This is a genomic window from Aquiflexum sp. TKW24L (assembly GCF_023502205.1).
Lineage (GTDB): Bacteria > Bacteroidota > Bacteroidia > Cytophagales > Cyclobacteriaceae > Cognataquiflexum.
Map to the genome: position 1 here is coordinate 1 of NZ_JAMFLG010000031.1, position 21703 is coordinate 21703.

The 21703-nt window shown below is 43.3% G+C and carries 18 protein-coding genes; 7 read left to right on the forward strand and 11 right to left on the reverse strand.

The window, feature by feature from the left end; all coding sequences use genetic code 11:
- Positions 1–235 precede the first annotated feature (235 nt).
- From M3O96_RS16945 to M3O96_RS16955, 3 genes are read left to right on the forward strand one after another with little or no spacing between them, the layout of a single operon-like run.
- The gene (locus M3O96_RS16945) at positions 236–1051 is read left to right on the forward strand and encodes an SDR family oxidoreductase (protein ID WP_249722511.1); all 816 of its coding nucleotides are present in this window, start codon (positions 236–238) and stop codon (positions 1049–1051) included.
- Between the two features lie 12 nt (positions 1052–1063).
- Positions 1064–1561 carry a hypothetical protein gene (locus tag M3O96_RS16950; RefSeq protein WP_249722512.1) on the forward strand — a complete coding sequence of 166 codons (498 nt, stop codon included), beginning with the start codon at positions 1064–1066 and terminating at the stop codon, positions 1559–1561.
- On the forward strand, positions 1558–2466 hold the full coding sequence (locus M3O96_RS16955; RefSeq protein ID WP_249722514.1) for a helix-turn-helix domain-containing protein: 909 nt from the start codon (positions 1558–1560) through the stop codon (positions 2464–2466). Before M3O96_RS16950 ends, M3O96_RS16955 begins: the two co-directional genes overlap by 4 nt.
- A gap of 200 nt (positions 2467–2666) precedes the next feature.
- Here the strand turns inward: M3O96_RS16955 and M3O96_RS16960 are convergent, their stop codons facing one another.
- Genes M3O96_RS16960 through M3O96_RS16980 form a run of 5 tightly spaced genes read right to left on the reverse strand, consistent with a single transcriptional unit; the run spans position 2667 to position 7866 of the window.
- Positions 2667–3437, reverse strand: coding sequence for a 3-ketoacyl-ACP reductase (locus M3O96_RS16960; RefSeq protein WP_249722516.1), 771 nt, complete (start codon positions 3435–3437; stop codon positions 2667–2669).
- The gene (locus M3O96_RS16965) at positions 3434–4879 is read right to left on the reverse strand and encodes an oxidoreductase (RefSeq protein WP_249722518.1); all 1446 of its coding nucleotides are present in this window, start codon (positions 4877–4879) and stop codon (positions 3434–3436) included. Before M3O96_RS16965 ends, M3O96_RS16960 begins: the two co-directional genes overlap by 4 nt.
- The gene (locus M3O96_RS16970; protein WP_249722521.1) at positions 4876–6255 is read right to left on the reverse strand and encodes a glycosyl hydrolase; all 1380 of its coding nucleotides are present in this window, start codon (positions 6253–6255) and stop codon (positions 4876–4878) included. The genes M3O96_RS16965 and M3O96_RS16970 overlap by 4 nt, the downstream gene beginning before the upstream one ends.
- Complete coding sequence (locus tag M3O96_RS16975; protein ID WP_249722522.1) at positions 6245–7657, reverse strand: sodium:solute symporter family protein; 1413 nt, start codon at positions 7655–7657, stop codon at positions 6245–6247. Before M3O96_RS16975 ends, M3O96_RS16970 begins: the two co-directional genes overlap by 11 nt.
- On the reverse strand, positions 7654–7866 hold the full coding sequence (locus M3O96_RS16980; protein ID WP_249722524.1) for a hypothetical protein: 213 nt from the start codon (positions 7864–7866) through the stop codon (positions 7654–7656). The genes M3O96_RS16975 and M3O96_RS16980 overlap by 4 nt, the downstream gene beginning before the upstream one ends.
- A gap of 512 nt (positions 7867–8378) precedes the next feature.
- On the opposite strand from M3O96_RS16980, the gene M3O96_RS16985 reads away from it, so the two are divergent.
- Positions 8379–10082: a sulfatase family protein gene (locus M3O96_RS16985; protein ID WP_249722526.1), complete on the forward strand. Its 1704-nt coding sequence runs from the start codon at positions 8379–8381 to the stop codon at positions 10080–10082.
- A 134-nt stretch (positions 10083–10216) separates the two neighbouring features.
- Here M3O96_RS16985 and M3O96_RS16990 read toward each other — a convergent pair whose 3' ends face one another.
- Positions 10217–12715 carry a glycoside hydrolase family 2 TIM barrel-domain containing protein gene (locus M3O96_RS16990; RefSeq protein ID WP_249722527.1) on the reverse strand — a complete coding sequence of 833 codons (2499 nt, stop codon included), beginning with the start codon at positions 12713–12715 and terminating at the stop codon, positions 10217–10219.
- A gap of 114 nt (positions 12716–12829) precedes the next feature.
- Complete coding sequence (locus M3O96_RS16995; protein ID WP_249722528.1) at positions 12830–13216, reverse strand: hypothetical protein; 387 nt, start codon at positions 13214–13216, stop codon at positions 12830–12832.
- A 112-nt stretch (positions 13217–13328) separates the two neighbouring features.
- On the opposite strand from M3O96_RS16995, the gene M3O96_RS17000 reads away from it, so the two are divergent.
- Positions 13329–14105 carry an NUDIX hydrolase gene (locus tag M3O96_RS17000; protein WP_249722529.1) on the forward strand — a complete coding sequence of 259 codons (777 nt, stop codon included), beginning with the start codon at positions 13329–13331 and terminating at the stop codon, positions 14103–14105.
- A 133-nt stretch (positions 14106–14238) separates the two neighbouring features.
- Here M3O96_RS17000 and M3O96_RS17005 read toward each other — a convergent pair whose 3' ends face one another.
- Complete coding sequence (locus tag M3O96_RS17005; RefSeq protein ID WP_249722530.1) at positions 14239–15144, reverse strand: mechanosensitive ion channel family protein; 906 nt, start codon at positions 15142–15144, stop codon at positions 14239–14241.
- A 206-nt stretch (positions 15145–15350) separates the two neighbouring features.
- Between M3O96_RS17005 and M3O96_RS17010 the strand changes: the two genes are divergently transcribed.
- Positions 15351–16145: a CDP-alcohol phosphatidyltransferase family protein gene (locus M3O96_RS17010; RefSeq protein ID WP_249722531.1), complete on the forward strand. Its 795-nt coding sequence runs from the start codon at positions 15351–15353 to the stop codon at positions 16143–16145.
- Between the two features lie 91 nt (positions 16146–16236).
- Here the strand turns inward: M3O96_RS17010 and M3O96_RS17015 are convergent, their stop codons facing one another.
- On the reverse strand, positions 16237–16845 hold the full coding sequence (locus M3O96_RS17015) for a hypothetical protein (protein WP_249722532.1): 609 nt from the start codon (positions 16843–16845) through the stop codon (positions 16237–16239).
- Between the two features lie 391 nt (positions 16846–17236).
- On the opposite strand from M3O96_RS17015, the gene M3O96_RS17020 reads away from it, so the two are divergent.
- Positions 17237–20185 (forward strand): DNA polymerase III subunit alpha, encoded by a 2949-nt coding sequence (locus tag M3O96_RS17020; RefSeq protein WP_249722567.1) that lies wholly within the window; start codon positions 17237–17239, stop codon positions 20183–20185.
- A 518-nt stretch (positions 20186–20703) separates the two neighbouring features.
- Here M3O96_RS17020 and M3O96_RS17025 read toward each other — a convergent pair.
- Entirely contained in the window at positions 20704–20868 is a 165-nt protein-coding gene (locus M3O96_RS17025) for a hypothetical protein (RefSeq protein ID WP_249722533.1), read from the reverse strand.
- A 172-nt stretch (positions 20869–21040) separates the two neighbouring features.
- Entirely contained in the window at positions 21041–21445 is a 405-nt protein-coding gene (locus tag M3O96_RS17030; protein ID WP_249722534.1) for a hypothetical protein, read from the reverse strand.
- Positions 21446–21703: the final 258 nt, after the last annotated feature.

A 21703-nucleotide genomic window follows, 5' to 3' on the forward strand; every position in this document is an offset into this window, starting at 1 on the left:
GTCTTCCAAAATCAGTGAGCTATTGATTAAATTCAATCATGCATTTTTAATTTTTAAAGACATTTTTTGGCATCACGAGGTTAAATCTTGAATGATTTCTCATTCTACAATTTTCAAAGTATATCTAAAAGCTACCCAAGCCAACCGCAAAAAGTATACTAACAACCTGAATTTGTATTACCTGTCGGAAAGCATATAGCGGCAACTTTGTCCTGTAATTTAAACTTTACGCAACATGACAAAAACAATTTTAATAACAGGGGCGAGCAGCGGAATCGGTAAAGAAACTGCCAGATTATTTCAGGCCAAAGGTTGGAACGTAATCGCTACCATGCGAAATCCGGACAGCGAAAGCGAATTAAGCACATTGGAAAATGTTTGGGTTACCAAGCTTGATGTATTGGATCTGGATTCTATCACAAAAGCCGTCAATGATGGCATTCAAAAATTTGGGGGAATTGATGTCTTACTCAACAATGCAGGCTACGGCGCTTACGGACCCTTGGAATCATTTTCCAGAGACAAAATTTTACGTCAGTTCAATACCAATGTGATCGGGCTTTTGGACGTAACCAAAGCTGTTCTTCCGCATTTCCGACAAAACAAAAAAGGATTGATCATCAACATTTCTTCCATAGGTGGCAAAATAACCTTCCCCTTAGGTGCATTGTATCACGGGACAAAATTTGCCGTGGAAGGCATCTCAGAATCGCTGCATTATGAAGTCGAACAGTTTGGCGGGCAGGTAAAAATTGTGGAACCGGGGATGATCGCGACAGAATTTTCGGGAAGGTCATTTGACTTCAGCAACGATGACTCGATGGTCGAATACCAAAAAATCGTGGGTGCATTGATGGGTGCAATGCCGGCAATGGCACAAAATGCTTCTCCCTCAAGCGTGGTGGCAGAGGTGATCTTTGAAGCCGCCACCGATGGCAAAAATCAATTGCGGTATACAGCGGGCGAAGACGCCAAAATGTTGATTGCCAACCGTCAACAATATGATGATGCTACATTTATCGGTGGAATCAAGGCACAGTTTGGGCTCTAAAATCACACCTCTATGAATCCGATTATCAAGTATTTCAATGGAGAAAAAGCTGAAAGCTATATCTTCAGCCTTGTCGGAGTCATTGCTTTGGCAATGGCACTCTATTTCGTTTTTGGTTTAAAAACATCCTTTTGGAAAGGGGTTGCCATTCCTTTTGTGGTGGTGGCGATCCTGGAAGTTATCGTGGGTTTTACGATTGTAACCCGCAGTGAAAATGACATGATCAGGGCAGAAAAGTTTGTCCAAAACGAGCCTGAAAAAATCAAAACAGATGAAATCCCGAGAATGGAAACGGTCCTGCGTAATTTTGTGATTTACAGGTATGTGGAGATTGCATTGATTATATTTGGCATCGTATTGATGTATACCACACCAATCGATACCTTCTGGCAAGGCATTGGTTTGGGCTTCTTTATCAAAGCGGGTATTGTATTGGGATTGGATTTTTTTGCAGAAAGAAGAGGTCAATTCTATCTGGAATATTTAAACAGTTTAATTGATAAAATATGAAGCCGATCATCCACCTGTCCACCATCTCAGACCTCTACAGATTATTTGGTTTGGGACCAAATCACCATCCTTTGGTGGCTGTGTTGGATTTTAGTAAAGTAAGTGAGCATGTAGAAAAGCATACCAGGATCAGCACTGATTTTTATTTGATCATGTTTAAGAATTACTGCAAAAACACGATCAAATATGGCCGGAAAAACATCGATTTTCACGACGGAAGTCTGATTTGCATTGCCCCCAACCAAATGATCGAAATGGACGACGAAGTGGAATCCACGGAGAATATGATGGGTTGGGGTTTATTTTTTCAGCCCGATTTGATCCGGGCCACGTCTTTGAATGAGAAAATGAAGGACTACAGTTTTTTCTCCTACGAAATCTCCGAATCTCTTCATCTCTCTGACAAGGAAAAAAATATCCTGTATGAATGCGTGCAGCAGATTCGGACAGAACTGCAAGAAAACATTGATGTCCACAGCCAAAATATCATCGTCTCTACGATCGAATTGCTGTTGAACTTTTGCTCTAGGTTTTATGGCAGACAAATGATCACAAGGAGTAACACCAACAAAACCATCGTGTCCCAAGTCGAAGGGATCCTCCACCAACTCTTTACATCCGACGAGATCAGCGAAAAGGGATTCCCAACAGTCAAATACCTGGCTGAAAAAGTCAATCTATCGGCAAGCTATTTAAGCGACCTGCTCAAAAAGGAAACAGGAAAAAATGCACAAGAGCATATTCATTATTTCTTGATCGAAGCTGCGAAGAACATTTTGATCAACTCTGACAAAACCGTCAATGAAATCGCCTATAATCTGGGTTTTGAATATCCCCAATATTTCAACAAACTCTTCAAGCAAAAAACCGGACAGACACCGTTGGAATTCAGGAATTTGAGTTGAAAAGAATCTGTTGATTTTGCTGATAGACGCCTTGCAGAGGAGTTATGAAATTTCACAAGAAATTGGCTCATTCGCAGTAGTAGTTGACCCGATTGACGAAGATGCAGAGAAGTTTTATGAGAAATATGATTTTATAAAATCGCCCGACAGCGGAAAAAAGTTTATTTCATTGAAGACTTTGAACCAGAAAAAACTTTTTCTCACAACCTCTCCACCATCAATCCCCCATCAATCGTCACCACCTGCCCAGTGGCATAAGGAATATCTCCCCGAACGAGGGCAACGACGACCTTTCCGACATCGGAAGGAAGACCAATCCGCGGTTCAAGCGTCAGTCCGGCTTTGATTTTTTCCTGATACACAGCCTTCACTTTCTCCGTCATATCCGTCTCAATCACTCCCGGACGAACTTCATATACGGGAATCCCAAACTCCGCCATCCTGACTGCCATGACTTTGGACAACATGGACAAACCTGCTTTGGACATGCAGTAAGCGACCCTGTTTACCGAGGCCAGCACCGCCGAGATGGACGTAATGTTCACTATCGAAATGGCAGCTTGTGAATCTGTTTTCTTGATCTCCACCATCCAATTGGCAATGGCCTGCGTCAAAAAGAAAGTGCCTTTCATATTGATCCCCATCAGCTCGTCAAAATCTGCTTCACTGACTTCTAATACATCTGCCCTTGTACGCGGTGCCACTCCGGCATTGTTCACAAGGACTTGGACTGTCCCGAAAACCATTTTCAATTCATTAACTATTTTTTCCCTGTCAGTCACTTTGCTGATGTCACCTTGAATATAATGGACTGTGGCACCCAATGCAGCCAAGCCCTCCAAAACAGCCTTCACTTCCTCTTCCTTTCTAACTCCATTGATGGCAAGGTCATAGCCATTCTCAGCCAATTTGATGGCGATGCCTAAGCCGATTCCCCGGCTTCCTCCTGTGATCAATGCGACGGGTTTCATATTTCTTTGAGGGATTTAAGTTGACTATGTTCGGGCATATTTTTGTAAAACGGATCCAAAGGAAAGCATCCTGACACGATGCCATTCCTCGGGGCAGTGGTACAATCCGAGAAAGTACGACAGATCTTCTGCCGCTTCAGGCCATTGCCTGCGAGGATATCTACGGGCATTTCCGGGTAACTCAATACCATCCTTCCCAATCCGATGGAGTCAGCTTTTCCTGTTTGAAGAACTTCCTGAGCGACATTGGGAAGCCATTCCTGCAGATAGGAATAAGCCGAGCCCACCACATAAAATTCCGGAAAAGCAGCTTTCACCTCCCCTGTCACCCTGATCTGTCGGGCCACACCATGGAGCGGATCTTCGGGCGGTAGGTAGCCATCCGAAGGAGGAAACAAGGCAGGGCGCTGAATATGCGGATTGTAATATGGACTGCCTGCAGTGGTGCACAGCAGTTCAATGCCGAGTTTTTTGAGTTCTTCAAGAAATTCAAAAGATTCGGAAAGGTTTTCATTGGTCCCTGATTCATCACCACCAAAAGCAAATGGATAATGTCCATTGGCTGAAGGCACACCCTTTTCTTCTGGTCCTTTCTGAAATGGCACCCAATCGAAGACGCTCAACCGAACGCCTATTTCCAATCCAGGTGCTTCGGTGTTAATTCCAGCTGTAATTTCCCTGAGGAAGCGGCTGCGGTTTTCCATGGACTTTCCATATTTCCCTTCCCGCTCATACGCACTCAAAAACTCATGTCCAAGGTAGCCATGGCAATGTTTGATATCTAAAAATTGGAATCCTGCTTTTTGTGCCAAAACTGCTGCTTTCACATAGTCTTCCACCAATTCATCGATCTCAGCATCGGTAAAAAGCGGATAGTCTTCCTTCAACCCAAACTTTTTGTCCAAAATAGGATGGTGGTAAAGAATCTTGGGTTCCATTTGGTTTTTGCTGTTGGGCTTACAAAACCGTCCCGAATGTGTCAACTGCAACCCAGTGAGTAAGTCGTCTGTTTTGCCAAATTCGGTTCGGTGTTCCTCTTGAATCAGCTGAAAAAGAGATGCGAAATCTGACAGGTTGGCTTCATTCATCAGCAACTGATTGGGATTTGCCCGGCCATCATGTCGGACAGCTACCGCCTCACAACCCCAAAGCAGTTTGGCTCCACTCCGTGCAAAATTTCCCCATCTTCTTTTCGTCAGCTCAGTAGGCTTTCCATCTGTTGTTCCATCCCAACCTTCCATCGGCAAAATGCAAAAAGCATTTCCAATCCGATTTCCTGAGCGGAGAAGATGGCCTTTGGCAAAGGGTGATTCCAAACCTGCGATCAGGTTTTCGGCAAATGGCAAATCAATTCCCTCTTCGGACAGGTGATGTTGAAACTGCTCAGCCGTCTTCAGTTGGGCGACTCGGGGAAAGGAAGGTTTGTATTTTCCGCTACTCATTTTTCGATACAATTGATAAAACTGTAATATTTCTCTCCGTTTTGGATTCTTTGTAGGAGCAAGGCAAGTTCCCGAGCATGGTAATCTCCCCACATGCTGGATTCACCATGTGGTACTTGTCCCGGATTTGGCCGATAATCCCAACCATTTGGATGGTGGTAAATCGAGTGCAAAACCAATCCCTGATGCTCCTCATCGGTGGAAAGATAAGGTTCGGAAAAAAGTGTCTTGGCGAGTTGGTAACCTACTTGGAAGTAGCGGTTGGACTTTTCGGGATCACTTGTTTTGAGCCAATTCCCAATCCTGATAAATCCCTGTGCCGCAATCGCAGCAGCGGAGGAATCCACAGGTTCATAAGCATTGTATGGATCAGCGGGTCGGTTGAAGTAATCCCCCATCATGAACAAACCCGGTGCTCCGGTGTCCCAATAGGGAATCCCATCAGTAGGAGTATTTGCCAAGTAAAATTCAGCAGTAGCTGTGGCAGCCTTGGATAGTGCAAACCTCAGGTTTTCTTGTGAGATGATTCCTGCATAATCTGCCTCAGGCAAATCCTCCAAAACTTCCAAAATCTCGCCCAAGCCACATATCGCCCAAGCCAATCCCCTTGTCCAGGTACTGAATCCGGTATAACCCTGTTGGGAATTTGGACAGCGGTAGTTACCGTCATTGGTATTGAAAATGATCTCATGGGCTGTCCGCCCAGAGATGTCATATTGGTCGCGACCTTCCCCAAAGAAAATGGAATAACGCACCGTACTGAGTAAATGCTGAATGGCCCGACCAAGGAGATTTATCATTTTGTCATTTTCTCCCTGCAAAACATGGCCGAGTTGATGGGAAAGGATCACCGCCCTGCAAGTCCGGATCGTATCCACAAAAAGAGAATGCGGTCCATTGAAGGAATACATGTACCCTCCCGACGGGATGCTTGTCCAGCGTAATGCCTGTACCGCACCGCTGACTTTGATGGCCAGGCGGTAATATTCTTTTTCCCAAAAAGTAGCTTCCAATTTCCCCTCCACGATCATCCGGAGGAGATTGCCATACGTGCTGACATTGTTGAATCCATGGTCATGAACACCCGTATGTGTCAGGTGAGGTGCCATTTTCTTCAGTGTATTTTCCTTTCCCAAATGGAGAAATATTTCCTCGCCCGTAGCATCATATTGGAAAAGGGCAGAACCAAATTGAAAACCTTGGGTCCATTCCGTCCATCCTCGGGTGACATATTTTCCCTTTTCGGTAAAAACAGGAGCACCCTTGGAGGTATCAAAAGTCTTTTCGATCGAAAGGATTTTCTTCCCCGAAAGGTCCCAAAACTTTGTTAAGGAACTTTCTATCTGCTTTTTTTCAAAATTTAAATCAAGCTTCATGGCTATTTTTTTGGATAAAATGGTGACGCACCATGATGGCAGGCACCACCACAATCAATATACAATACATCAGAAAATCCAGCGGGAAATTTTCAAATCCATTTGGTACGACACCAAGGATGGAAAGGATAAAATATCCCAAAAACGCACCTGAAATCCAAAGTAGTTCTCGGGGCGGATTTTTGAAAATCACTGCGCCTAATATCACCGGTGCCACCATCGAGGTGCCGGTAAAACTCACCCTTGCCAGCAAGACAAGTTCGTCGCTCATGTATGTCGAAAACACCAAAACGATCAAGGAAAACACCATGATGGAGATTTTGGTCCTCCTCATGATTGCTTTGTCCGAACCGGAAAGCAAAGATCTCAATTCGGATCCCAAAGCGAAAATTTGGGCATTAGTAGTAGAAAGACAAGCTGCGAATAATCCGACAACCGCCAAAGCCGCCACCGGCACCGCTTGGTCAAACAACAAAGCTTTCGCAAGAAAATCCGAAGTGCTTGCATCAGGGTATTTGACTGCGCCATACAATCCGATGAAGGCAGTAGGCAGGATTACCAAAATGGCGAATATCCCCACTGCGTACGCCATTTTGTGTACAGATTTCAAGTCCTTCATGACTATCAATCTGGTGGTAAATTGGGGTTGGGAAACAGGGATCATGACTATTGCAATGGTAGATGCAATCAGAAATTGGTGGCTGAAAAGGCCTTTTGGCCCGGGAAGGGACTGAAGTCCAGGATTTGTTTCATTGACCTGCGCCATGGCGGCTTGGAATCCCCCACTCATCTGAAGGCAAGTGACCCCTATAATCCAGATAACCACCAACAAGATCACACCCTGTATCGCATCTGAATACATGATGGCTTTGAGCCCTCCGATCTCTGCATAAGCTAGCATAATCAACACCAGGATGGCAGACCATGACCAATAGGGCAGCAAATCGGGAAATGCTGCATTGAGGAAAATGGAAATTCCACGGATTTGGATTGCCACATACGGGATCAGAAATAGGAAAGCGCTTGCAAAGACAAGGTAGCCTGCATACTTGTTTTTGTAGCAGGAAATCATCAATCCCGCAACGCCTTTATAACCTTGTAATGAAGCCCTTTTGCGAAGCTTATACCCAAACCAGATCAGAAAGAAAACCATAAAGGCGTCCGACAATCCCAGAAAAACCCAAGCCCCTACTCCATGAACGCGAAAGAAATCCGGCATACCCATAAAGGTGAAAGCACTGAATAAAGCTGCTGAGAAAGTCAGGAAACCAAGTATCGCGCCGATGTTGGATCCTGCAAGGATGAATTCATCCGAGGAGCGGTCTTTCCGGTAAGACTTGTAGGAGGCATAGCCCAACGAAGCTAGAAAGACGAAGAAGAAAAATCCCAGCCAACCGATCATTTGATTCCTTTTTCTTCATATGGAAAAAACCGGGAGGCGAGGAAAGTCAACACCACCACCAGAACCGTTACCAAAAATCCCGACCAAAATATAAATGGTATGCCCCAGAGTGTGGGATCGGGTTTGTTTTCCTGAAAAAGAAAGAAGAAAGAAATCACGGCCAAAAGCAGTACGCTGAGGACGATGAGGTTCCAAATTTTGGATTTCATAATTTTGGGTTTAGGGTTAGAGAGTTATCCGGATAGTTATGGGGCTATTTTGGTAGCTACAAGCTAATAAATATCTAGAAGAAATGCCTCGTGCGGTGGGATGAAATATGGAAAATGAATAGAATTTAAAAGGTTTTGTTTTGTTGAAATTCCAAACATTGAAGCTGAATTTTTGACGTTTATTTCTAATGTCACTTTTTGTCTTGACACAAAAAGTAACCAAAAAAGTCAAGAAATTTTAATCCTATCCGCACACATTGCCACCGCCGGCCCGGAAAAATTTCTTCCTCCCCACGGTTGTTTCAGTTCAAAATTTGTTTAAAGTTTACGATTCTGGCTAATTTCTCCTGCCATTTCAAAATTTAATGATTCAATAAGAACCTTTGCCCATGCTATTCGATATTCAGCCCACTTCGGGGCTAGTACCTATAGAAAAACCCAACTTTTTACAGATGGCTAGAAATCAATCTTTATCTTTTTTACATTTATAAAAAAGCATCCAACCAGCAACCATGAAACAAAACCCAGCATCCCTCCTATTGCTATTCGGAATATTTTATATTTTCAGCTGCAAGACAGCACCTGAAGAAACCGAAGTAAAGCGGCCAAACATCATCTTCATCATGTCGGATGACCACGCCTACCAGGCGATTTCGGCATATGATACTAGGTTGATCCAAACGCCAAACATCGACAGAATCGCAAAAATGGGCATGCTCTTCACCAATGCCTGCGTGACCAACTCAATCTGTGCCCCTTCCCGCGCTACGATCCTGACAGGAAAGCATTCCCACGTCAACGGCAAAATCGACAACCACTTTCCTTTCGACACGACCAACATCACTTTTCCCCAACTTCTCCAAAGCTCCGGTTACCAGACTGCGATGTTTGGCAAACTCCATTTTGGCAACAGCCCAAAAGGTTTTGACCAATTCAAAATCCTTCCCGGTCAGGGCTCCTATTATAACCCGGATTTTATCACCAAAAATGAGGGAAATATCAAAGTCGATGGCTACGTAACCGATATCGTGACGGATATGACTTTGGATTGGCTGCAAAATGAGCGCAAATCTGATCAGCCATTTATGTTGATGTACCTCCACAAAGCACCGCACCGCGAATGGTTGATGGCGGAGCGGCATATGGAGGAATTTACCAACAAAACATTCCCTGAACCGACAACCCTTTTTGACGATTATTCAGGCCGTGGATCCGCTGCTAGGGAGGCCGAAATGAACCTTTTGAAGCACATGAACTGGTCAGGCGACTCCAAATTGTACCCGGAAACTATGGGTGAAATGGGGATTCCGGATGAATCAGGATGGGATAAAGGTGCATTTGAAAGGGAAGTTGGCCGACTCAGCCCCGAACAAAGAGCAAACTGGGACAAGGCTTACATGAAAGTGAATGATGTTTTCAAAAAGGCATTTCCGACCATGACCGAAAAGGAAAAAATGCAATGGAGGTACCAACGCTACATGCAGGATTACCTTGGCACGATCGCTTCAGTGGATGAAAATGTCGGGCGCGTTCTTGATTACCTTGAGGCCAATGGACTGATGGAAAATACGATCATCGTCTATACTTCCGATCAGGGATTTTATTTGGGAGAGCACGGTTGGTTTGACAAGCGGTTTATCTACAATGAATCCTTCAAGACACCACTTTTGGTTTCTTGGCCTGGAAAAATCAAAGCCGGAACCAAATCAGATGAGATGGTCCAAAATCTTGATTTTGCTCAGACCTTTTTGGAAGCTGCCGGAATACCTGCACCCGCTGACATGCAGGGTGAAAGCCTCATTCCGATCCTGACAGGAAATGATGAAAAATGGACCCGAGATGCCGTCTATTACCATTATTACGAATATCCATCTGTACACATGGTCAAGCGGCATTATGCGATCGTCACCAAGGAATACAAGCTGGTCCACTACTACTTTGATGTGGATGAATGGGAACTCATCGACCGTCTCAATGATCCCAATGAAATGAAAAATGCTTATGACGATCCTGCTTATACTGATATCAAAAAAGAACTGCATGCCCAATTGGAAGAACTTAGGAAAAAATATGGTGACAGTTCAGAACTGAGTCAAAGCTATATAGACAGGTATTTGGAGGACATTTCCAAACGCCGGGCTTTCGGTGCCAACCAGCAAACCGTCAAAACCATTTTCGAAAAAAAGGGGATAAAGGCTGCGTATGAGTTTGATTGAATTTTCACTATTGATAGGATATAAATGGGAAAAGAAAAACGGCGAAGCATTTATTCCCTGATGGTCGTTCATTTTGGCCATACGGTTAGGCATCTGAGACAGATTCACCGGGTCAAAGCGTCAGAAGGGGTTCTTTATTTCATGCTCAAAATTTCGATCTGGTCTGATGTCAGCCCCTCAGCTTTTGCTTCCAGATTAATTTTCCCTGATTTTCCATTAGGCCGAATGATTACCAATCCCTTGCCATGAAAAACCTTCTTTTCAGGCAGTTGGAAGCTCGAAACATCGGCAGGATTCCCATTGCCCACACCGGCAATTTCTCCCTCACCTTCTACTTGAAAAGTAATCATTTGGTCGTCTACATAAGGCACTACGTTTCCATTGGCGTCAACCACCTCTACTTGGACAAAAGATAAATCCCGTCTGTCTGCTTTGATCGAACTTCTATCTGCAATCAGCCTGATAGCCACCGGTTCTCCGACCGTTTGTAAGGTATCAGCCCCTGTTTGCTGATCATTGAGATAGCTTTTGGCTACCAAAATTCCCGGAGAATATGGCACTTCAAAAATTGCAGTAATGTTGTTGGGTTTGAGTTTTTGCTCAGCAATTGCCTTCCCGTTCAGTTCAATCGTTACTTTTTCAGCTCTGGAATAAACAAATACCTGCATCGTTTTCCCCTCCTCGCCGGGAAAGCTCCAACTCTTCAATTGGTCAGGAAAGTTGTAATAGAAATTAGCTTCTTCATATCCTTCCGGAATGGGTTTATGCACCAAAACTTCCACTTCACTTTGTCTCCACACCACATCTAGATAGTATGAGTTTACCTTTTTATTTCCGATCAGGTCAAGTTCCCCTGTGTATGCATTGAAAATAGGCCAAGCAGGACTTAAAAACATTTCATATCCTGAACCTCCGAGAAGCCCTTCACTTTTTTCTTTGTCAGGATCTTGTTTGACCAACCTTGGTGCACCCAAACCTGCCTCACCAAGATAATCCATCGCTGTCCAGCTAAATGCTCCGATCACATAAGGTAGTTTCTCAACTTTCAGCCAATTTTCAATTCCTTGGGTTGGGAAATATTCGGATGCATACATGATCCTATCCGGATGCTTTTTGTGATCACTTTCATACTTCAGGTAGGAATAATTGTAACCCGCTACCTCCACATTTTCAAAAGCAGGCGCAGTATCGTCCCAGGTTTTTGTCTTGTCCAAAAGAATCAAATGAAGTGGGATTGCCTGAGTCACAGGCCGTGTTGAGTCTAATTGTCGGACTGTGTCTGCAAGTCGCTTTCCAATCTCATAACCCGTAGAATCAGCACCTTCAGGGATTTCGTTCCCGATGCTCCACATGATAATGCTTGGATGGTTACGGTCACGGAGTACCATGGATTGGAGGTCTCTCTCCCCCCAATCGTTGAAATAGAGATGGTAATCAGCCGGAGATTTCATCCGTTCCCACATATCAAATGCCTCATTGATCACCAGCATCCCAAGGCGGTCACAGGCATCGAGCAATTCCGAAGAAGGAGGATTATGGCTGATGCGGACTGCGTTGTATCCTTCCTTTTTCAGCAATTCTATCTTTCGCTCCTCCGCCCGGTCAATGGCGACTGCACCGAGAGGTCCGTTGTCATGGTGGATACATCCACCTTTGAGTTTCATGGATATCCCATTCAGGCTAAACCCTGTTTGTGCATCAAAATGTATCGAGCGAATACCAAAGGGTGTATCCGTCTCATCGAGGACCTTTCCATTCTGGGAAATTGTAACCTTGACTTTGTATAACTGTGGCTCATCCACCGACCATAATTTTGGATTGGTAACAGTAATATTTTGAGTTGCAGTTTGTTTTTCTTCCGAAACAGGAGATAGCATTTGTTGCGTTTTTCCAACCATTTCACCGGAGGGTTCATAGACTTCAGTAAGTAGAGTAAGAGGTGAGGTGCTTGATTTGCCATGCAACTTGGTCTCAACAGTAACAGTCGCTGACGCTTCAGAAACTGTTGGAGTTGTAATATAGGTGCCCCAAATATCAATGTGTAATGGATTGACAATCGTCAACCAAACATGCCTATAAATGCCAGAGCCCGAATACCAACGGCTATTGTGACCTTCGTTCTTCACCTGAACAGCGATCACATTGTCCTGACCTGTGGGCATAAGGTAGGGAGTCAAATCATAATAAAAGGAAGTATATCCATTGGGATAGTTTCCCAGATGATGGCCATTGATCCACACATCGGAATTCATATACACCCCATCAAACTGGATTATTACTTTTTTGCCATTTGAGGCTTTGTCAAGCTTAAAATGCTTTCTGTACCAAGCCGTACCTCCCACCAAAAATCCTCCGTCGCGGTGTGAGATGGCTCCTTTTGAGAATGGACCGACAATGCTGTCCTCAATCTGATTGGGTAAATCCTCAATGCTCCAGTCGTGCGGAAGGTCTAATTTCCGCCACTTCTTGTCATCATATTTTTCGCTAGAAGCGCCGGGATTATTGTCCTTGCTAAAAAGCCAGTTATCATTAAATAATACAGTTCTGTCGGACACAGATTGATTCTTAGGATTTGATTGGGCAAGTGCGGGGATATAAACCAACAGAAAGAGAATAAGCAAGTTTCTTTTCATTGTATTGCTAAACTTGGTGATGGAAATGATGCTTAAGCAAATTTTCTTAAAAATTTATGTGTCTTGCCTCAAGCGAAAATAGGCGGATTGCAATCATGCAATCCGCATTATTGATTATTGTTTAGGTGCAATAATACGTTCTCCTTCTGCTTCAAACATCCCTAATAAGTTTCCAGTCACATGGTCTTCGTCAGCTTTGGTCAATTCTAAAGTGACATCGTAACCTTCTGCATTGAAATAAAAAGTAGCAGTGTCTTCGCCTAACTCTGCCTTATCGATTTTGGTGATTTCATTTCCTGACTCATCCTGCACAACTCCGGTCAATGAATCTTCCTTCTTTTCAAGCACTAAAATCATGTTAGCATCTCCGTTAGGAGTTCCTTTAATAACCACCTTCCACTTACCAACAAAATAATCAGCAGGAGACTGCGCATATACATTTGCATTGAGTGAAAGAAGTGAGATTAATAATCCGCCGATAATAAGGCTTAGATTTTTCATAATTTTAATGGTTTTGGTTAGAAATTGTCTTAATGTAAGTTTTAGGAAATAAAGATATGACATTGTTATTTCTATTCTGTAATATTTACGCAATTATTTTTTAGCTTTGTATATGAACTCACAAGAAGAAGTAATAGACTTTGTAATCAATGGTCATAAAGATTACCTTCCTCATGTATCAATTGACAGTGTCATATTTGGATATCACCACCAACAACTCAAAATTTTACTGTTAAAATGGATAGGACATATTGGATGGGGATTGCCGGGTGGATTTATCAAACGCCGGGAGCCACTGACGGATGCTGCCTACAGGATTTTGAAAGAAAGAACCCGGCTAAGCGACTTGTTCTTGCAGCAGTTTCATGTATTTGGAGATTCGCCATATAGGGCGCAGGAAAGAAGCCCGGCCGAATTCCGTGAAAAATATGGTGCGGTAACTTCGGAAGACAATTGGTTATTTCAACGAACCTTATCAATAGGGTATTTCGCTTTAGTCGATTATTCAAAAGTGGATATTACCACAGATTTTTTTACAAATGATTTTTATTGGTGTGATGTGAATGAAGTCCCATTCCTTTTGTTTGATCAAAATGAAGTAGTAGAAATGGCTTTGAAAATGCTAAGGCTTGCGATTTATCACCAACCGATTGGTTATAACCTATTGCCTGAAAAATTTACCATTCCCGAAATCCATTCACTTTACCAAACCATTTTAGGAAAAGAATTGGATCAAAGAAACTTTTCCAAAAAGCTTTTGACACTCGGACTTATCAAAAAACTGGATGAAAGAAGAAGCATTGGACCACACCGTTCGCCTTACCTATACCAGTTTGATAAAGCAAATTATGAAGAAGCCTTAAAGGAAGGTATTGTACATACCTATTGAAAAAAGGTAAGTCCTCCGCAATGTAGATTGTATGTCGAATTGGAGTTCAGGTTGGGAATCGTAATCAAATTAATCCAATTCTAATTCCATTCCTTCCCTTGCAGGACCGAAGTCAGGCTTTGGTAAGTAACATTCAATTCCCTGTATCATTTCTCCCCTTTTCCAAATAAATCGAAGTAATCGGATATACGATACGGATATCATTTTCTGCCCGGAACCTGTCGATGATTGCTTCGGTGATCTGATGTTCAAAAACCCTTCTCTTCCTTGGTTTGCACAGGTACCGGAGAGAAAGTTGGATGCCCCGTTCCTGGATTTTGGTATAAACGGTCGGCGTATATTGGCTGAATGAAATGAAATGTTCTTTTTGGGCTCTTCTCAATTCGTATTCAATGCTTTTAAAATCGGGAGAAAGAAGTTCTGTCATGATTTCTCGCAGCAAAAGGGTGGCTTTTTTATAATCAGATTCAAGCCCGATAAAAATATTTTGCTCGTTCCAGATATAGTCGAAGCCCTGACTGTAATTGGCTTGCGGATCTGTAAATACCTTCCCATTGGGCACATGGACTATCCTTCCGGTGCTTTGCTCACCATCTACCCAGTTACCGACTTCCAGCAAGCTGAACTGGAACAGTCTTAAATCCACGACATCTCCTTTGAATTCCCCAATCTGAATCCTGTCGCCAACATCAAAAGGCTTCCGCCAATAGATAAACATCCATCCTGCGATATTGACAAAGATATCCTTGAGGGCGATGGCAATACCCGCTGACAACAAACCCAAAAAGGTGGTGATGGATTGGAAATTGGTGATCCAGATATTGCCTACAAGCAGCAAGCCAATAAAAACAAGAATGTATTCGATGGTTTTGCGGGTATGGAATTGTTTTTTGATTTCAATATCCTTTCCCCGAGAAATAATTTTGAACGATCCTTTTTTGATCAGCCACAATATCAAAATGATTAGGATGGTCTTGTAGATGCTCCACCTGATATCATAAGCAATGATGTCGTCTAAGTATTCTATGTAATTCTCCATAAGAAACAGATATTCCAAACTAAGATTGAAATAATGAATATAAACATTTATTTAACCTATTGATAGCAAGCACTTCATATCACTCTATTTAAATAATCCGCAACAATACATGGATAATGGTGGTTCTACAATATTATATCCTACTAATTAAAGCAGGCTGACGGAAAGGATTTGCAAGGTCTTTCTGTTTTGTGCTGCCCCTGTTCATGTCCAAACTTTCCAAAGAGGAGAAATTCCTCGATTTCTCAGATTACGGCAGGCCTTTGGCCAAAGTATTTGCCAATCAACTCAAAAACACCAGCATTACTCCTGTTCAGGTCACTTTCCTTTTTGGAATCAGTGGATTATTGGCAATTTACTGCATTCTGAATGGCTTTTTCATCGTGGCGGGATTTTTCCTTCTCCTAAAATCCGTCATCGATGCCGCAGACGGTGAATTGTCAAGAATCAAAAACACCCCCTCTTACACAGGTCGGTACCTTGATTCTATCTTTGACAATATCCTGAACCTGCTATTCCTGCTCAGTATCTGCTCGGTTTCAGATTCAAGTATTTGGACTACTATGGTTGCATTTCTTTGTTTACAGTTTCAGGGTACTTTGTATAATTATTACTATGTGATCCTGCGCCACAATTCTGACGGCGGGGATGTTACCAGCAGTATCTTCGAAAATGAAATCCCTATTGCTTTCCCGGGGGAAAACCAAAAAACAGTAAACCTATTATTTAGGATCTTCAATGTTTTGTATCTGCCATTTGATAAAGCAATACATGAATTGGACAAAGAGGCAGTCGAAATCATCACGTATCCCAAATGGTTTATGAGTATGGTCTCATTGTATGGCCTTGGGTTCCAGCTTTTGGTCATGGCAATGATGCTTTCCATTGGTCTAGTCAATTATATCGTTCCTTTCTTTATCGCCTATTCCCTTTTGATTTTTGTTTTTATAGCGATTCGACGAACATTCCTTACCGAAAAAATAAGCAACCAATCCTGTTGAAATAATGCCTCTGGATTGACTCAATGGCATTTTGGTTAAAATCAAAAAACCCGACAAAATGCCGGGATTCAGTTTTTATGTATCGGTGGAATTACAATTTGAACCCCAACCTGTAGTTGACCATGAGATAGTATGGCCAATATCCGTCAAAAGAGGACATACTCACCCCGATCGTATTTCTCCTGTTTGGATTTGCAGGTTTCCAATCAAATGTCACCTGGGATACATACCCCAATCTTCTGTGGCTTTCAACCATAAATCCTGAACTTTCCTGTACCCTTGGTTCCTCAGGGCTCAACTGATAACCGCGGTGTATGGCTTCGCCCCCAAATTGAAATGATGGTCCAAAAGCCAAACCTACCCTGAAATCCTTTTTGGTTCGTATGATGTCATATTGAAATCTTACATCTGTAAAAATACCTGAGACGAACTGTTCCCGATCTTCAGGGAAAGTATAGTTAAAATCTGCATTAATGATGGAATGATAAAAGGTCAAACTGGGGTTAATCGAAAATCTATCAAGGACTTTAAAGCTCAGTTCATTGATGACATTAAAACCATACATACCTACATTCCCTTCTACCAGCACCCCTGTGCCTATCCTGTATGTCATGTTGCTGCTCTTTTCTTCTAATTGCTGCGCAAATGAAGTGGCCGAAATCAAAAGCAAAATGAAAATTGTTGAGGTGATGTTTTTCATGATGATGTTCTTTGTGAGAGACAAAAATATAACTAAATAGCTGTTTGACAACTTAAGTTTTCCTTTTTATTCCTCCAAAAACTCTTTTCAGAAATAATCCCTTTTTAGCATGATTTCCCGCTTTCTGTTTTTTCATTGACAATTTCCCACACAAGCTTGACAGCCCTTGATTATTTTGTTTACATTATAAACACATAAATGTTTATTAAATAAACATTTTAAAAAATTCCTAGCCTTGACGCACTGAGGCAAAGACGCTAAAAAAATAGAAAAATGGGTGGTTGCTAAAGCCTATATCGCCAAAGGCATATATCCATTTTATATCGCTTTAGCATATATCCATTTATTTCGCCAAAGGCACATTTCTATCTATTTCATAAAGTATATTTCAATGTTTATCAACTGCCATTCCTTTTACAGCTTCAAATACGGGACGATGTCCGTGGAAGCACTGATCGCTGAAGCGAAGGGCAAAAAACTCGACTCTCTCGCCCTCACCGACATCAATTCCACCGCCGGCGTGTTTCCCTTTATCCGTGAAGCACAGAAAAAAGGCATCCATCCCGTCATCGGCATCGACTTCCGAAACGGTGTGAAGCAACAATACATCGGCCTTGCCAAAAACCAAGAGGGCTTCTTCGAACTCAACAAACACCTCTCCCACCACCGCATCAAGGGCATTCCCTTTGAAGCAAAGGCTCCGGCTTTTGCGCATAGCTTTATAGTATATCCCCTACCCGCAAAGTTTTTTGCCCTGCGGGAAAATGAGTTTGTCGGAATCCATCCCTACCAACTCAACAAGATCGTGAAGTCGCCATGGTTTAGGTACAAGGACAAACTCATCCTGCTACAGCCGGCGACATTCAGCTCCAAGCTGGAATTCAACGCCCACCGCCTCCTCCGGGCGATCGATGGCAATACCTTGCTCAGCAAACTGGAAACCGAAGAACAGGGCGAAATCTGCGACATGCTCTACAGCTATGCCGACATGGTCGCCCGCTGTGAAGGGCACAGCTACCTGCTGTATAATGCCCAGAAACTGCTGGAAGCCTGTCAGTTTTCCTTTTACTTCCAAGCTGTCAAAAACAGAAGGGATATCCTCGGTTCAGACTGGGAAGATTACGACTACCTCAGGCAGGAAACCTTCAAAGGTGCCCTCATGCGCTATGCAGACCTCACTGCCGAGATCAGCAAGCGGATCGAAAAAGAACTCGAACTCATCCAGCAAAAGGGATTTGTCTCCTACTTTCTGATCAATTATGACATCGTCAACTTTGCCCACAGCAAAGGCTATTACCATGTCGGACGGGGCAGCGGCGCCAACAGCATCGTCGCTTACTGTCTCTACATCACCGATGTGGACCCGATCGAGTTGGACCTGTACTTCGAGAGGTTCATCAACCTGTACCGTGAAAACCCGCCGGATTTTGACATCGACTTCAGTTGGACAGACCGGGACGAGGTGACCGCGTATATTTTTGAGAAATACAACCAAGGAAATCAAGAGCATGTCGCCTTGCTGGGTTCGTACAGTACATTCCAGTCCAACTCCATGCTGCGCGAACTCGGAAAAGTCTTTGGCCTGCCCAAAACAGAAATCGAATCGCTGATCTATTATGCCGGTAAGCCCGACTATGTCCCTGACCAATATGGGAAGCTGATTATCAAATACAGTCAGGTCCTCCACGGCATGCCTTCTCACCTGACGATCCATGCCTGCGGAATCTTGATTTCCCACAAACCGATACATTATTACACCGCGACAGAAATGCCGCCAAAGGGATTTCCCTTAGCACATATTGACATGCATGTGGCTGAAGACATCGGACTGTATAAATTTGACATCCTGAGTCAGCGGGGTCTCGGCCATATCAAAAGCGCCATCCAGATCATCGAACAAAATCAGGGCGTCAAGGTCGATATCCGTCAGGTAGAAAAATTCAAGAAAGATCCCAAGATCAAGGAACACCTCCGGGATGGGCATACCATCGGGGCATTTTATGTCGAGTCACCCGCCATGCGCATGCTACTCGCCAAGATGAAAGCCGACGAATATCTTGAGCTCGTGGCAGCCAGTTCCATCATCCGTCCGGGGGTGGCACGGTCGGGTATGATGCGGGAATATATCCTGCGGCATGTGGACCCCGAGCGCCGCAAAACCGCTCATCCGGTAATGATGGAGATCATGCCCGAAACTTACGGCATCATGGTCTATCAGGAAGATGTGATCAAGGTGGCACACTACTTTGCGGAGCTTTCTCTCTCAGAGGCAGATGTGCTGCGTCGCGGCATGAGTGGCAAATCCCGTTCGAAGGAAGAATTCAAGCGGGTACAAGACCAGTTCTTTATCAACTGCGAAAAGCTTGGCCGTGACCCCAAAATCACCGCAGAGGTTTGGTATCAGATCGAGAGTTTTGCCGGATATTCTTTTGCCAAAGGACACTCGGCATCCTTTGCAGTGGAAAGCTATCAGAGCCTGTACCTCAAGGCCTACTTTCCGCTGGAGTTTATGGTCGGGGTGATCAACAACTTCGGGGGATTTTACCATACGGAGTTTTATGTCCACGAGCTCCGCATGAGCGGCGCCGACATACAGGCACCGCACATCAACGAGAGCGACTACCTGACCAATATCAAAGGCAAGACTGTCTACTTGGGATTTATCCACCTGAAGTTTCTCGAAAAGACATCTGTCGAAAAAATCCTACGGGAAAGAGCCGTCAACGGACCCTATCTGGGATTATCTGATTTTATTGCGAGGGTAGAAATCAGCCTGGAGCAGGCGCTGATCCTGATCCGTATTGCCTGCTTCAGGTTTACAGGCAAGAGCAAACAGGAACTGCTCTGGGAGGCGCATTTTATCCTGAACAAAAGAAAAACCGTAGCCGTCGGCAACGAACTGTTCAAAAAATCAGGTTTCCGTGAACTGCAGGTTCCCGAGCTTGAGGCTGCCGACATCCGGCAAGAGATCGTCGATCAGATAGAAATCCTGGAATTTCCGCTGGATTCTCCCTTCCTGCTAGTCAAAGACCAGTCTGTGGCGAGCGTCAGGGCAAAGGATATGAAACTGCATCTGGGCAAAACGGTGCAAGTCATCAGCTACCTCGTCACGATCAAATACACAAGGACGGTCAAGGGAGAGGTGATGAACTTTGGCACCTTTGTCGATCGGGAAGGAGATTGGATTGACACGGTTCATTTTCCTCCTGTGGTCAAAAAATATCCCTTCAAAGGCCGCGGCATCTACCTAGTCAAAGGCAAAGTCACGCAGGAATTTGACTTCTACAGCATCGAAGTCAGCAGCTGTGAGCGGATGGAATATTGGAATGCGGGGGATTGAGGGACTGGTTCAAGTCTCCAGACTTGGACCATCAAAACACAGTCTTCAGACTGACTACATCCTTACCATCCTTGGTTCAAGTCTCCAGACTTGGATCATCAAATTGCAGTCTTCAGACTACCTCAACTTTACTCAATCAATATCATCTCAATCAAAGTCTCATTCGATCCCGCCTAATTGGCTGCGCTGCTATACAAATAATCTTCTTGGGAAAGGACAATTCCCGCTTCTACAGGATTTTGGTGGATATAGAGAAGGCTTCGGCTGACTTTTTCATTTGTGTTCATCTCGATTGGATGACTGTGCTGTCGCCAGACTTGAAAGTGTGTATTATTTGGGTTTGCCCTTCCTGCCTTTCCAAAATATCAAAGCAAAAACTCTTTTCTGCTTTCTAACGAACTTGCTTTTATAGCCTCAAGGATCTTTACAGAAGTAAACTTTTTAATGTCCCTCATTAATCCTTCAAGTGGTTGCTCTCCATTTCTGCCGAGAATCATGTGGACCTGACTTAACATTATTCAATAGGCACATAGATCAAGGCCCTTGAATTCCTGACAATACCTAAGTGAATCCAAAAAGATATCTCGGTACTCCCTGCGGGTAAATAAATCAATCCACTCAATCACCGTGAAGGTTACAAAATAAAGTTTGTCTTGGTCTCTGATTTTAAATTTTCTACTCATAGAAAAAAGATTACTAACTGCAGTAATTTAGTTGATTTTTTTTGAATAATCAGTCTGAAGACTGTTATGTTTCGGTCCAAGTCTGAAGACTTGAACCATTGGTTCAGCCAAATAGAAGGAGGCCTGAATTGATTCAGGCCTTCTCGGTATTGGAGCTTCTGCTAGAATAATATCAATTTTTGAAGTTAATGTAATAGGTACACATACCCATACTTATCAAGACGCTCAATAAAACCAATTCCTTTTTTGTCTTATACCGGTAAATGATAAAAAGTACAGCAAAAAACACAAGGAATCCAATATTTACAATTTCGTACCTGAATGTTTTGAGAAACAGTACTGCTCCTTGAATAGAAAGCTGCAGCATGATGCCCCAATAGATAAGAAGATCAACCTTACGTGTTTCTTGTTCAGAAAAGAATCCGGAAATAGCTTTCCAAGCAAAAATCATGATGAAAACTGTAATCCCCATTGAAATTGGCATCCTCGAAATTTTACCAATATCAAGTAAAAAAGCTCCTACTAGTAAAAATACTAAATAGTTCAATGTCAGCCACTTTGAATATTTTAAGCTCATAATGATGTTTGACTGGAATATTGTCAGGCTAAATCTATCCAATAATTACCTCTAATTCCAAACCTAGTAACATCACTTTTAGATTGGTCCCAATATATTGGGTTTCTTTTATCCCGACCCCTGTTTTGATTTCTCGGAAAAAAGGAAATCTAAACCAAGCAATTAGACAATCGGTACATTATGATGCGAAAATCCAAGCCTGCCCATGATGGATACTGAGACTTTAACCGGTCAAATCCTGAAATCGTATTTACAACT

Coding starts and splice junctions, on each gene's coding strand:
- M3O96_RS16945 (WP_249722511.1), top strand. CDS start 236: ATGACAAAAACAATTTTAATAACAGGGGCGAGCAGCGGAATCGGTAAA.
- M3O96_RS16950 (WP_249722512.1), top strand. CDS start 1,064: ATGAATCCGATTATCAAGTATTTCAATGGAGAAAAAGCTGAAAGCTAT.
- M3O96_RS16955 (WP_249722514.1), top strand. CDS start 1,558: ATGAAGCCGATCATCCACCTGTCCACCATCTCAGACCTCTACAGATTA.
- M3O96_RS16960 (WP_249722516.1), bottom strand. CDS start 3,437: ATGAAACCCGTCGCATTGATCACAGGAGGAAGCCGGGGAATCGGCTTA.
- M3O96_RS16965 (WP_249722518.1), bottom strand. CDS start 4,879: ATGAGTAGCGGAAAATACAAACCTTCCTTTCCCCGAGTCGCCCAACTG.
- M3O96_RS16970 (WP_249722521.1), bottom strand. CDS start 6,255: ATGAAGCTTGATTTAAATTTTGAAAAAAAGCAGATAGAAAGTTCCTTA.
- M3O96_RS16975 (WP_249722522.1), bottom strand. CDS start 7,657: ATGATCGGTTGGCTGGGATTTTTCTTCTTCGTCTTTCTAGCTTCGTTG.
- M3O96_RS16980 (WP_249722524.1), bottom strand. CDS start 7,866: ATGAAATCCAAAATTTGGAACCTCATCGTCCTCAGCGTACTGCTTTTG.
- M3O96_RS16985 (WP_249722526.1), top strand. CDS start 8,379: ATGAAACAAAACCCAGCATCCCTCCTATTGCTATTCGGAATATTTTAT.
- M3O96_RS16990 (WP_249722527.1), bottom strand. CDS start 12,715: ATGAAAAGAAACTTGCTTATTCTCTTTCTGTTGGTTTATATCCCCGCA.
- M3O96_RS16995 (WP_249722528.1), bottom strand. CDS start 13,216: ATGAAAAATCTAAGCCTTATTATCGGCGGATTATTAATCTCACTTCTT.
- M3O96_RS17000 (WP_249722529.1), top strand. CDS start 13,329: ATGAACTCACAAGAAGAAGTAATAGACTTTGTAATCAATGGTCATAAA.
- M3O96_RS17005 (WP_249722530.1), bottom strand. CDS start 15,144: ATGGAGAATTACATAGAATACTTAGACGACATCATTGCTTATGATATC.
- M3O96_RS17010 (WP_249722531.1), top strand. CDS start 15,351: ATGTCCAAACTTTCCAAAGAGGAGAAATTCCTCGATTTCTCAGATTAC.
- M3O96_RS17015 (WP_249722532.1), bottom strand. CDS start 16,845: ATGAAAAACATCACCTCAACAATTTTCATTTTGCTTTTGATTTCGGCC.
- M3O96_RS17020 (WP_249722567.1), top strand. CDS start 17,237: ATGTTTATCAACTGCCATTCCTTTTACAGCTTCAAATACGGGACGATG.
- M3O96_RS17025 (WP_249722533.1), bottom strand. CDS start 20,868: ATGAGTAGAAAATTTAAAATCAGAGACCAAGACAAACTTTATTTTGTA.
- M3O96_RS17030 (WP_249722534.1), bottom strand. CDS start 21,445: ATGAGCTTAAAATATTCAAAGTGGCTGACATTGAACTATTTAGTATTT.